The organism is Paenibacillus sp. GD4, from assembly GCF_030846225.1.
In the GTDB taxonomy this organism is placed as follows: domain Bacteria; phylum Bacillota; class Bacilli; order Paenibacillales; family NBRC-103111; genus Paenibacillus_G; species Paenibacillus_G silviterrae.
This window is the reverse complement of the sequence record NZ_JAVCYK010000002.1, coordinates 47,580-60,489: the sequence shown is the minus strand read 5'-3', so window position 1 is coordinate 60,489 and position 12,910 is coordinate 47,580. Positions and strand designations below refer to the sequence as shown.

General features: G+C 52.2%; 7 protein-coding genes. 2 read left to right on the top strand and 5 right to left on the bottom strand.

Annotated elements, in window-relative coordinates; translation table 11 throughout:
* Positions 1-52: 52 nt before the first annotated feature.
* Together RAC89_RS23640 and RAC89_RS23635 are read right to left on the bottom strand one after the other, a co-directional pair.
* Positions 53-3,013 carry an extracellular solute-binding protein gene (locus tag RAC89_RS23640; protein ID WP_373430049.1) on the bottom strand — a complete coding sequence of 987 codons (2,961 nt, stop codon included), beginning with the start codon at positions 3,011-3,013 and terminating at the stop codon, positions 53-55.
* A 31-nt stretch (positions 3,014-3,044) separates the two neighbouring features.
* Positions 3,045-4,166: an ABC transporter ATP-binding protein gene (locus RAC89_RS23635; RefSeq protein WP_306616215.1), complete on the bottom strand. Its 1,122-nt coding sequence runs from the start codon at positions 4,164-4,166 to the stop codon at positions 3,045-3,047.
* Between the two features lie 302 nt (positions 4,167-4,468).
* Here RAC89_RS23635 and RAC89_RS23630 point away from each other — a divergent pair, with 302 nt between their 5' ends.
* Entirely contained in the window at positions 4,469-7,435 is a 2,967-nt protein-coding gene (locus tag RAC89_RS23630) for a discoidin domain-containing protein (RefSeq protein WP_306616214.1), read from the top strand.
* Between the two features lie 136 nt (positions 7,436-7,571).
* Here the strand turns inward: RAC89_RS23630 and dgoD are convergent, their stop codons facing one another.
* On the bottom strand, positions 7,572-8,720 hold the full coding sequence (gene dgoD, locus RAC89_RS23625) for a galactonate dehydratase (protein ID WP_284645385.1): 1,149 nt from the start codon (positions 8,718-8,720) through the stop codon (positions 7,572-7,574).
* 72 nt (positions 8,721-8,792) lie between these two features.
* Positions 8,793-9,665: an AraC family transcriptional regulator gene (locus RAC89_RS23620; protein ID WP_306616213.1), complete on the bottom strand. Its 873-nt coding sequence runs from the start codon at positions 9,663-9,665 to the stop codon at positions 8,793-8,795.
* A 196-nt stretch (positions 9,666-9,861) separates the two neighbouring features.
* Between RAC89_RS23620 and RAC89_RS23615 the strand changes: the two genes are divergently transcribed.
* Entirely contained in the window at positions 9,862-11,061 is a 1,200-nt protein-coding gene (locus RAC89_RS23615) for an ROK family transcriptional regulator (RefSeq protein ID WP_306616211.1), read from the top strand.
* A 65-nt stretch (positions 11,062-11,126) separates the two neighbouring features.
* Here the strand turns inward: RAC89_RS23615 and RAC89_RS23610 are convergent, their stop codons facing one another.
* On the bottom strand, positions 11,127-12,731 hold the full coding sequence (locus RAC89_RS23610) for a copper amine oxidase N-terminal domain-containing protein (protein ID WP_306616210.1): 1,605 nt from the start codon (positions 12,729-12,731) through the stop codon (positions 11,127-11,129).
* Positions 12,732-12,910: the final 179 nt, after the last annotated feature.

The following is a 12,910-nucleotide window of genomic DNA, read 5'->3' as shown; positions in this document are numbered from 1 at the left end:
CTTTCCTTGTGCCTTCACACCCTTCACCGCAGGCTGTATAGCGCCGGTTCCATTATTTAACATACGTCCTCACTCCTTCCCACGGCTTATCGACTACCGGTAAATCCAACGTTTTCTTCACATTGCCGTCCACATCGACGAACCCGAATTCCTGCTGCTTACGCTTCAGCTCGCGGTCGATTTCCATTACGGCAAGCTCAAGGGAATTCCGGTAGTTCATCCCATCGACAACGGTGCGGTTCCAGGCATTTGTGATTTCCCGTGTCAGGAAATACCCCCCAGGCAGGTTCGGCATATCCTTATACCAGCGCCACTGATCCAGAATGACGTTCGCGTCCTCCCGCTTCCATGGCAGCTTGGTGAATGCCTCGATGTTCGAGGTGTTCCAGCGGAACGAGATGCCGTTGAACGATTCCAAATCCGCGCCGTAACGCTCCTGCACCTCGGCGGAATTCCACCATTTCATAAATTGCCACGCCTGATCCTTTTTGTTGGATGCCTTGAAGATCACGCCCGTCGTCTGACCGCCGCCGGCCCATCGGGTAATGTTTCCATCAGGCTGCTTGGTACCCGGCAATGGAGCAATACCCCAGCGTCCGCTAATTTCCGGTGCCGCTGCGGAGAGCTGAATGTACATATTGTAATCGGAGATTCCGATCGGCATCGTGCCTTTGCGGAAATGCTGATAGAAGCTTGGCACCTCGCGCTCCATCGCATAAATATTGAACATGTCCGTCCACTGCCTGAAGGCTTGGAAGCCCTCCGGCGTATCCAGAACGGTCTTCATGCCGTCCTTGCTGAAGAAGTCATTGCGGTTCTGGAAGAAGAACATCATGAATTCCTTAGGATTGACGAAGAAATTCATATCGTTCTGCTGAAGATCCGGAAGCAATGCATATACGTCCTCCCAAGTATTCGGAAGCTTCATATTTAAGCGGTCAAGGATATCTTTACGGTAGAACAGCACCTGGAACGACTGGGTTTCCGGCATCGCGTAATAGCCCTTGTTGTAATAAAACGGCAGCCAAGACCCGGGACTGTACCGCTTATAGATTTCATTGAAGTCCGGGAACTGGGACAAATCGTGAATGCTGTTTCTAATCGCATAGTCAACCGGAAGATCCTGAGACAGGCCGAGGGCGATATCCGGTTGAATGCCCGCTGCATTCGCCATGACGAGCAGCTGCGTATTCGGGAGAAGATTGACTCGTACCTTAATTCCCGTCTCCGGTGTAAACAATTCATCGGCAAGCTCCTGGAGCTGCGTAACGTAGTCTCTTCCGCGATGCACCCAAACGTTCAGCTCCGTGTCCTTCATCTCCGTTAATCTGTCCTTGGTCCGGAAGGTGTAGAAGAAGTTAACAACGGCTCCTTTGATTTTGGCCGGCCATGACGCTGTCATTTTGGGAAGCTCTTTGTTCGCCGGAGCTAGATAAATTTCGTCCAGCTGCAAAGGCTGCTGCATCAAGACATCGATAAACTTGGCGACCTTCTCCTCCATCGAGGTGATAGTGCTTAAGTGATATGGAATGTCATCGACCTTCTGCAGCAGCTTCTCAAGATCAAGCGCCGAGGAAGCAAAGCCTTGGCTGATATTGTCCTGCCGGCCGTTCACCTGCTCGGTCAGCCCGGCGAGCTGTGTCAACTGCTTCGCAGCCTCCTTCATGCGAGGAGTCAAGTCGGGCAGCTCCTTCTCCACTCTCCAGGTTCGGTTCTTGTCATCCGTTCCGCCGGTGAGGGAACGCAAATCCTGATCTACGGTATACAGAAGATCAAGAAGCTTCTCAATACCTAGAATAATCGGCTTATATGGAGCGTGAGTGACGGCCATGGAGAGCGTATGCGTTCCCTTCTCCAGGTAGAGCTCATATGGAGTGCCGTCCTCCTGCTGCAAAATCGTCCCTTCCCAGCCTGTGCTGTAAGGGAAACGATACGTCAGGAATTCCTGGAACGGCACCTTTCCGTCAATGCGAATCGTCCGATAAGAGGCCTTCTGGGAAATCGTGTTCTGCAGCGTACGCATGGCCAGCTTATAGTGACCCGATTCCGGTACGTTCAGCGTCCAGGTCAGCTCCTGGTTCTGATTCCACCACCGCTTCCCTCCAATGGAATTAAAGGTGATGTTCCCCGTAGCTAACGGGAAGGTACGCATGTCCGTATCCGAAGCCATCTGGATGGAGGAATCGTTCTTGACAGCAGGCTCCTCCGCTTGAATCGTCAGTACATCGGCAGCTATCGGCTTGGCGCCCGGATACGCAGCCTTCACTTCAGCGTAGGTCTTGAGCTTCTTAGGCGGCGTCAGCTTAATGGACTCCAGCGCAACCGGCTCGTAGCCTTCAATCCGCAGGACGTGCGTCCCTTTTGTAAGAAACCACTGCAGCGGCTCCGCGTAGGCCCCGCCGGAATCTCGCAAGGAGGTCACCATCCAGCCGGAGATGTCCTCCGATCTTGGTCGAATATCATCGCCCCGGTCATCCTTCTTAATCGGCCTGACATCCTTCCACTGCCGGTACAATGTGATGGAAGAAGCTTCGCGGAACGGGCTCTTCCCGTCCAGCGACATATTCCACACGGCGGGACGCCTCAGACTTTTACCTGTAATGGGACGATAAGAAACCTCCATCTCGTACAATCCATCGGCCGGAACGTCCAGCTTATATTCGACCCAGCCATTCCCGGTTCCGGTCCATTGCAGGGTATTCGGCTTTCCCTCATAGCTTCCCAGGGTGATATGGTCACTCATTGCTTGTATGACAGCTTTGTTCGCTGCGGCAAGCTCGATAGTCCCCGTTGCCGGCTTAGCGCCCTTCTCCAGCCAGCCTTTCCATACATCCGCATAGTACGGCTCCGTGTCTTTCATTAATGAAGCACTGGTACTCGCGGCAGCCGGCGTTTCTCCTGCGGCATCGGCCTTAGGAAGAGCTCCCGGAAGCGCGCTGGTAAGAGCGAGTGCTACGATCAACGACGTTGAAAGTAAGCGTTTGCAGGTTTTCCACTTGGTCAACACGGGCATGGGTACTTTTCACTCCTTTCCCCCATAGATCTTAATCAAGCAAGCGCTCGCCGGTTTCATGATGAAAGAACAGCGCCTTGGACATGTCGAGAGCAACCTCGACTTTATCATCCTCATTGAAGCGGTACCTCGGATTCACACGTGCGACTAGCGCCTTATCCTTGCCTATGTCCAGATGCAGAAAGCGGTCGGCACCCATCAGCTCGTCGAGCTTAAAGACTCCCGGCACAATCGCTTTGGGAAACGCCTGGAACACTAGGGATTCCAAGCTGACATTCTCCGGTCGGATCCCCAAGATCACGGTGCGGTTCACTTGTTTGTTTTTCGTAAGCGCTTGTGTTTTGCCTTCCGGAACTTCCAGCGCAAAGCGCGGCGTGTGGAATTCCAGCTTCCCGCCGGCCCCTTCTTGAATTCGGCCCTCGATGAAATTCATCGGCGGCGAACCGATAAAGCTGGCCACAAACGTGTTATTCGGTAACGTATAAATCGTCTCCGGCGTATCCACCTGCTGAATCACGCCATCCTTCATGACGACGATGCGGTCTCCCATGGTCATCGCTTCAATCTGATCGTGCGTAACATAGATCATGGTAACTCCAAGCTTCTTATGCAAGCTGATGATCTCCGTGCGCATCTGCACCCGAAGCTTCGCATCCAGGTTCGAGAGCGGTTCATCCATTAGGAAAACCTGCGGATTTCGTACGATCGCCCGACCGAGCGCCACCCGCTGCCGCTGCCCCCCGGAGAGCTCTCTTGGCTTGCGCTCCAGATATTGCTCAATTTCGAGCACCCTCGAGGCCCGTTTCACCGCGAGATCAATCTCGTGCTTCGGCAGCTTGCGTAAACGAAGTCCGAAGGCGATGTTTTCATATACCGACATGTTAGGATACAACGCATAATTCTGGAACACCATCGCAATATCCCGATCCTTCGGAGGCAGGTCGTTAACCAGCGTATCCCCGATATAGATCTCTCCCTCGGAGATATCCTCCAAGCCTGCGATCATGCGAAGCGTTGTCGATTTGCCGCAGCCGGACGGGCCGACGAAAACGAGAAACTCTCTGTCCTGAATTTCCAGATGGAAATCCTTTACGACCGGCGGCTTATCCTTCGCATACCGTTTATATAAGTGATTGATTAGAATCTTGGCCATTGCTATCGCCTCCGCGTACAATTTACACGATCTTACTATTATTGTAGCGTAAGGGATGTGAAGACGGTGTGAAGAATTTCCACAAAATCTACAACATGAGTGCTAAGGATATTTTGGAAAATGTTGTTCTATTACGCTTCCGCTCCTTCTAAATATGCTTCCGTTTGGTTTGTGTCAACTTAGCGAGACATTCTCTTGTAATCAAAAAAAGGCTATCTTATCATAATTTGGGAGTACTCGATTCCGGCCGGCCTAACGAGTCTCTCGTGCTGCACATTCCCTAATGAAAGGTGGAACAACCTGTGTCAAAGGCAAAAAGTGGTTTCCGATCCTGGCTTACTGGTATACTGTTAGTCTCCTTCCTGCTGCCTCCGCTTGGCATTTCCACGCCGACGGCGACCGCATCCGAGGAAGCGAGGGTGAACCTTGCGCTAAATAAAAAAGTAGCGCAAAGCTCAGACTGCTCATGCGGTCGAGCCGTCCAAGCCGTCGACGGGGATCCCGCGACCTTCTGGCAGCCGCTCAGTGCGGACCGCAGCGATGGAACCGTATGGCTCACCGTAGATTTGGGCAATATCCGGACCGTTGATCTGGCGGAGCTCGATTTCCGAACCGGTGCCGTAAGCAGCTATTCCATCCACACATCGACTGACCAGCAGACATGGCAGGAAGCCGCAACCAAGAAGGTAACCGGTTCAATCTCAGGTAAAATCGAAGCCATTCCTTTCCCAGCCGCCACGGCGAGGTACGTAAGAGTTACGGTTGCCTTATCGAATACGAATTTTCAATTGAACGAATTTGCACTATATGATACGAACGGCAAGCCGATTCCAACGGTATTGGAAAGCGTCTATGTAGCTGACGCAGCAGGGGGAGCTATGAACGAGTACGACACCATCCGACTTGCCAAAGGGGAGTCCTACCCGCTTCAACTGGGTGGAAAACTGAGCAATGGCCAAGGGACTGACTTAGCTGAAGCGCAAATCACGTGGGAAAGCTCACAGCCCGGCGTTGCGGGAGTGGATCCGTCCGGTCTTGTAAACGCTTCCTCTGAGGGGGTGGCAAAAATAGTAGGCAAAGCCACACTGGATACTGTAACCAAAGAATCAAGCGTGTGGGTGGATGTGTATGATCCGGCCATTCTCATGGTCGATGTGCAGCTGGAACATACGTTCATGACTCGGGAAATCGGCAAACCGGCTTTATTGCAAAAAGGGGATGCCTACCCTTCCGTCAAGCTGCTGCCTTATGTTGACGGCACCGTGACGGCCGCCCTTTGGTCGAGCGCGGATCAAGTTGTTCTCCACCAGCTTGCTCCAACGAGCCTGCAGCAAGGAGCCGAGAAAGCACTTGTCTTCCCGGGGCAGGTACAAACGGATGGGCCGTACGAAATTCGATTGACCTTCCATTTCAACGGTAAAGCTCCGGTCTATGATACCTTTTACTTTACCGTTCGGAACCCGGATGATATCGATCCTAATCAAAGTCAGATCGCCTTTACCGGGAAGAAAGGACGCATGGAGTACGTTTCCGATTATCGCGGCAATCGCATCATCGATTTCTCCAACGCCGGCTACATGGGTGGAGGCGTCAAGCTTCCGGATGTGCAGGCAAGGGTTGTCATAGAACCGGGGGAAGGCGATGATACCGCGCGGATTCAAGCTGCAATCGATCAGGTATCTCAAATGCCTCAATCGGCCGACGGCTTTCGCGGCGCCGTATTATTGAAGAAAGGCACCTACGAGATCGAAGGCAGCCTTAAGGTCAATGCGAGCGGTGTAGTACTTCGGGGCGAGGGGCAAGAGGAAGACGAAACGGTCCTCTATGCCACAGGTACGACGAAGCGGGATCTGCTCCAAATTCGCGGAGAAGCGCCTAAGCTCCTTATGGATACCAGCGTTAGGGTGACGGACTTATTCGTCCCGTCAGGGGCACGATCCTTCCACGTGGAGGACGCAAGCGGCCTTGCGGTTGGGGATACGGTGAAGGTACGCCGCTACGGCAATGCCCGCTGGATACATGAGATCGACATGGATACGATCGTCGAAAGAGAAGGCACGCAGCAGTGGTCTCCTTTCAACCTGGATTTCGACCGCGTCATTACAGCGATTGACGGTCAAGTCGTTACTATCGACGCGCCTCTTGCGAACTCGATCGAGCAGCGCTGGGGCGGCGGTGCGGTCATTAAATACGAGGATCCCGACCGAATTGAACAGATTGGAATCGAGAAGCTGCGCGTCGTTTCCGCATTCGATCCGAGCGTGACTCTTACGAACGGCGGAAAACCGTATTATGCCGACGAGAATCATGCCGTAAGCTTCGCCGTCTTCTCCAACGTCAAGAACGCTTGGATGCGAGAAGTCACCGGTCTCCACCTGAATCATGCGCTGGCTCATGTCAGCCGGGGCTCCAAGTGGGTTACCGTTCAAGACAATCAGTCGCTCGATATGGTCAGTCAAATTACAGGCGAACGCCGCTATCCTTACAAAATGAGCGGAGAGCTGACGCTGATGCAGCGCAATTATGCGGAAACCGCAAGACACGCCTTTGTCGTCGACAGCCGCGTACAAGGCCCGAACGTTTTCCTCGACAGCACATCAATCACCGAATACGCGACAAGCGAGCCGCATCATCGCTGGTCCGTCGGCGGGTTGTATGATCTTGTGAAATCGGACATTGCCGTTCAAGACAGGGGCAGGCTGGGAAGCGGCCACGGCTGGTCCGGAGCGAATTACGTCACATGGAATACAGAGGGCGATCTGGTGTCCCAGCAGCCTCCGACCGCGCAGAATTACGCTATCGGTCACATCGGTAACAAGCCGAAGCCGTATCTCCCCAGCGGGGAAGATCAAAGGCCTCGGGCAGACGCTCATTGGGAGCATTATGGCGTGCATGTATCCCCGACGAGTCTATATCGTCAGCAGTTAACGGACCGTCTAGGCAGTGCAGCTGTGCAAAATATAGAACGAAGCCCGGTTGGCGGCGGGGGGCTCGACACAGCGGAGCTTCCGTCCGACCGGTTGCCACTGCTCAAGGGGATAAAGGTAAACAACAAAGCATTACCTGCATTCGCACCCCATGTTTTTGATTACACGATCACTGTCCCTGCCGGGAGCACCCAAGTACCCGTAATCCGGCCGCACGATATGCGGGATGATGTAGAAGTAAGGGCTGCGTCTACACTCTTCGGCAAAACGGTTCTCATCGTTCGGGATAAAAAGAATGCCGAGAACTCAGTGCGGTACAACATCCGCTTCATAACACAATAATTTCGTCATGAATGGGAAAGAGCCGGTTCACTTCGCAAAGTGCCGGCTCTTTTGCCATACAGAAACCGAAAGACATTCACTTTCTCATCTGCAAAAAACAACCTGCCCTCTACATACAGGCAGGCTGCTCTTGGATTTACCATTCAGCTACGGTGCCGTCCGCATTGCGCCACAGCGGATTTTTCCAGTCGTGACCGATACGGGCCATCTCGCGGACCTTCTCCTCGTTTACTTCAATTCCCAGTCCCGGTCCTTGAGGAATTTGAACAAAGCCGTTGTTGTAACCGAACACCTTCGGATCGCTCAAGTAATCAAGAAGGTCACTTCCCTGATTGTAGTGAATCCCGAGGCTCTGCTCTTGTATAAACGCATTCGGCGAGCAGGCATCCACGTGCAGGCAGGCTGCCAATGCAATCGGACCGAGCGGACAGTGCGGAGCAAGCGCCACATCGTAAGCTTCCGCCATAGCTGCAATTTTGCGTGTCTCCATGATGCCGCCGGCATGGGATACATCCGGTTGTATAATATCCACAACCCCCTGCTGCAGCAGCTCCTTGAAGCCCCAGCGGGTGTACATCCGCTCACCTGTAGCGATCGGTGCCGAGGTATACTTAGCGATTTCCTTCAATGCCTCATTGTTCTCCGGGAGCACCGGCTCCTCTATAAACATTGGACGGAACGGCTCCAGCTCCTTAACCAGAATCTTGGCCATCGCCTTGTGAACCCGACCATGGAAGTCGATGCCGATACCAAAGGAAGGACCGCCTACCTCACGAACTGCAGCAATGCGCTGCAGGACGGCATCCACCTTATCGAAGGTGTCGATATAGTGAAGCTCCTCCGTACCGTTCATCTTCACCGCAGTGAAGCCCGCTTCGATCTGCTTTCGGGCCGCTTCCTTTACGTCGCTAGGACGGTCCCCGCCAATCCAGTTATAAACCCGAATGCTGTCGCGGCACGCGCCGCCCATCAGATCATACACCGGAGCATTGTAGTATTTTCCTTTAATATCCCACAGCGCTTGTTCAATTCCGGACATCGCACTGGTTAATACCGGACCCCCCCGGTAAAATCCTCCCCGATACATCACCTGCCACAGGTCTTCAATCCGCATCGGATCTTGTCCGATCAGATAAGAGCTAAGCTCCTCGACGGCCGCACGGACGGTATCCGCCCTTCCCTCGACAACAGGCTCGCCCCAACCGACAAGCCCATCGTCTGTCGTCATTTTCAAGAACAACCATCTAGGCGGTACTTTAAAAAGCTCAATGGATTTAATTTTCATATAAAATCCCTTCCTTTGCTTATGATGACGTTTTTCATTATACAACATAATTCATATCTTTACATATCTTTTTTATTTTTTCATCAGCTCATCCGCTTGACGCCTGAAATGGGCGGGTGTATGGCCGATCATTTTTTTGAACGTGCTGTGGAAGTGAGGCAAGCTGTCGATACCGCATGCAAGGGCGATCTCGGCAATGCTCTGCCGGGTGGTCTGCAGCAATTCGACCGCCTTCAATATTCGTTTGGTGTTTACGTATTCCGTGATCGTTAGCCCGGTACATCTCTTAAAGGTTCTGGACAGATGCGCCGGAGATACGCAATGGTTCGCCGCTAGCGCGGACAGGCTCAGATCGTCGCCCAAATGGTCGTCAATATGAGCCAGCACCTCCTTCATCCACTCGGGGCCCAAAGAGAACGAGGTGTCCTCCCTTTCACTTGAGCTTGCCCTGGTCAACAGCAATAAAATTTGGGAAAGGTGGAGAAGAATTGCGTGGCGGTAGCCCGGAGAGCACTGCTGCTGCTCCTTGTTGATCCCGTCAAGCTGCGTTTCCAACGTGCGGTTCTCACCGCTTGGCAAATGAAACTTGTAATTGTTATGCCTTTTAGCTTGCTCGAAACACTTCATTAACGAAAAGGAGTCCCCCGAATGCATCTGCGGCACGGTGACTGCGTTAAAAAACAAAGCCGTTGACGTCACCGGACAATCGGCATTGGGCAGTGCCCGATGAATGGTGTTCGCCGGAATCAGAAAACAGTCGCCCGCCTCCATGTCGTAAAAATATTGATCAATAAAAAATACGCCCGAGCCGGAATACACATACACAAGCTCGAACCAATCATGGATATGGTCGGGCAGCTCATTGTGGGGCAGCTTCGTATCCTTAAATACCATAGCCATTTGAAAGCCTTGATGGGTTGGTATCCGTTGATGAAGAGGATTCACCCTAGCCCTCCTCCTTTATATTATATTTACTATTGTTAAGATACGAATTTATAGAACCGATTTTCAACCAATATTTACCCGATTACATCAGAACGATCTATGTTATCATCTCAATCTTGACGAAAGTGAAGGATTGTTATATGCTCATAGAAATTTTACATGGATTGTTTGAAGATAGAAAGAGGTAACGATCTTTATGGCGGGCAGTGAAATCAGCGATAAAAAAGGAAGCAAGCTAAACATCCTGCAAACCTTGCGGAAGCACGGCAACGTATCAAGAATCGATCTGACCAGACTGACCGGCCTTAGCCGAGCGACTGTTTCTGTCTCGATTGCAGAGCTGATCGAGAGCAAGCTGGTCCGGGAAACGACCGACCGGATGGCAACCAAAGGCAGACCCGCCACGTATTTGGAGCTGGTGCCCTATGCGGGTACGATCATCGGAGCGGACTATGACAACTCGCGATGGACACTGTGCGCATTCGACTTAAGCGGAAATATTATCAAGAAAGCTTCCATTCCCGCCGCTTCATCGTCAGCCGAGGATGTGCTTCACTCCCTTCTTATTCAATTAAAACCGTTTATCGGCAGTCTGGAGCAGCCCCCTATTCCGATTCTTGGTCTCGGTGTACCTGGGTTGGTCGATTCCGATTACCAAACCATTCGGAGTGCGCCGGAGCTCGGATGGTATCATATCGATGTCGGCGGCATCCTCCGGAAGGAGCTCGGCTGGACCTCCGTGACGATAAATCGTCACCGCGCCCGCGGGTTAGCGGAATGCCGTTACGGCTCAGGACAAGACTACCATCATCAAATTTATTTGGGAGTAGGTTCCGGGATTGCGGCCGGGATTTACATTGACCGTCAGCTCATGTCCGGTTCCACCGGAGGTGCCGGCGAGCTTGGTCACACGACGATTTTGCCGGATGGCCCCCTATGTCACTGCGGCAATCACGGATGCCTGCAAGTGCTGTCCAGCGCGCCGACCATCGAACAGCAATTTCGCAAACGTATCCGGCAAGGCGAAGCAAGCGTCCTACTAAATAATGAGGACTCTGACTTGCAGATGGTGAGGGCCGAAGATATCGGCAAAGCGGCCGACCTGGGAGACGAGCTCTCCGGGGCTATCATCAAGCAAGCAGCTTCGTATCTTGGTATCGCCATGGCGAATCTTGTCAACCTTTTCAATCCGGAGGCTATTATTTTGGGCGGCCGTATGCCCCATGCAAGCAAGCTGTTCGTGGACACAGCCGCATCCGTCATGCGCCAGCGTGCCAGCAGCTCGCTTGGCGCCGTTACGGCCGTGAAAGTTAATGCGCTGCATGATATCGGCGGACCGCTCGGAGCAGCCAATTTCGCCTTCGATCAAAAAGCTCATATTTCCTTGTTCCAGTAAAAAATAGGGCTCCGGCGATTTGTATAGCATCGCGGAGCCCGTTACTATGATGACGGAATAAGTGCTTAATCTCGAGTGATTTTTACCATATTCATGCTTTGATCCCATTCTACCTTCGCATCGAGGTTCTCGGAAACGAAGCGTACGGGAACGAATGTCGAACCTTCCACCAAGATCGCCGCTTTCTCCAATGTACGGGACGAGCCGTTCACTGTAGCCTCGGTACTGTCTATCGTGAGCACAATCACCTTCCCGGTAAGCGGGTCCGTAATCGTCACTTGCTTGGCCGCGTCATTCCAGCTGACTTCAGCGTCCAGCTGTTCGCTGACAAAGCGGAGCGGCACCATCACTGTGCCTTGATCGTTGTAAGGCTTCGTAGAAGCAGCACTGAAGGATGAGTCGTCCATCAGCATATTGATTTCCTTTTTCGTGATTTTCAGATCGTTTTTCAGCAGCTGGTAAACGGTCGACTTCGGATCGAGGGACGCCAGAAGCTTGCTTGCGTTAACGTCACCCATCGACTGGCTGATATCCACAACGCCGTCCTTCGTATCTATCGTATGAAGTGTCACCGGTTGATTGATATTCCAGCGCTCCTCCGCCATGGTTACCTTGATCTGCTTCACGCCGCTTTTGTCTTCCTCCGGCATTGTCAGCAGCAGCTCCGTATTCGATTTACGGATCTGCTGTTTACCGTCCGCGTAGAGATCAACCTTCAGCACCTGCTTATCATTCAGCGCTTCACTTAGCTTCTTGCCGCTTTCGGATTCGCGGAATTGCTCGAACGAAGCATCGAAATCCTTCATTACCTTTTTGAGCTGCTCGCTGATCATTGTGTAGACGAACTCTACTGCAAGCGTTTTGTTTTTCAGGAACGGCAGCATCATTTCAACCTGCGAGCTGCCATCGCCTGTGAGCTCTTCCTCTTCCGCTTGCTTGGCTATTTCCTCGATCATCGGGGCATAGATGTCATAAAAGACGCCGATGATTTCTTTCAGAGCCTTCTCGTCGGACAGCAGATTCGTTACGAAGCCTTTGAACAAATCAATCAGCTCATGACCATAAATTTCAGCGTGAATATTGTTCAGCATCAAGCTTTCTCCCTGAATCGTCTGGGCCGCTTCCTGAACGGAAATCGTCTTCGGATTCGGGGCTGCGCCGAGAAGAGCGGCGACCAATTTCGGTGCGGATTCAACAGCCCTTAGCTGCATCTGCTCCATTTGCTCGATCATCACCTTCTGAAGCTTCTCTCCCGATTCTTTCATAGCGTCCATGTTGTTCTTGATCAGGATCGGCTTCTTGGCGCCTTCAATCCAGAGGAGGAATTCCTGCTGGCTTTTCATCGTCAATTGAAACGGAATGCTGCCCTTTTTATATTCAAAATTTCCCTTCACGGACACTTCCAAAGGTGATTTCGCCTTAACCTCCGTCATATTCAGCTTCATCGTGCCGAATAAATCCATGAACACCTGCTGATCCGCTGAAATGCTGTCTGAAGGATCCGGCGTTATCTCCAGCGCAATCAACTGCTTGCCCTCCATTGATTTGACCGAAGCATTATTTGCAATGATCTGGGCTACGTCTACTTTGCCTACCGGCTGACAGCCTGCGATAAGCAGCATTCCTGCCAGCGCACCGCCCATCACGGGGGTCCAACGTTTTTTTCTCATGATCCATTTCCACTCCCTATGTATGATTGAAGCAACAATATGGCTTCTTACGTCCTTGGACGCATTTGGTTTCCAAAGCTTATCTTTATACTTATACGCTGTTCGCTTTGCAAATCCTTTAATAGGGAAAGAAAATAAGCGAAATCGTCAGCAGGCGGTTGCGCGGCAAGGCAGATACG

Bases quoted from the DNA above. Each gene is read 5' to 3' on its own strand.
- RAC89_RS23640 (WP_373430049.1), bottom strand. From the start codon at position 3,013: ATGCCCGTGTTGACCAAGTGGAAAACCTGCAAACGCTTACTTTCAACG.
- dgoD (WP_284645385.1), bottom strand. From the start codon at position 8,720: ATGAAAATTAAATCCATTGAGCTTTTTAAAGTACCGCCTAGATGGTTG.
- RAC89_RS23610 (WP_306616210.1), bottom strand. From the start codon at position 12,731: ATGAGAAAAAAACGTTGGACCCCCGTGATGGGCGGTGCGCTGGCAGGA.
- RAC89_RS23635 (WP_306616215.1), bottom strand. From the start codon at position 4,166: ATGGCCAAGATTCTAATCAATCACTTATATAAACGGTATGCGAAGGAT.
- RAC89_RS23615 (WP_306616211.1), top strand. From the start codon at position 9,862: ATGGCGGGCAGTGAAATCAGCGATAAAAAAGGAAGCAAGCTAAACATC.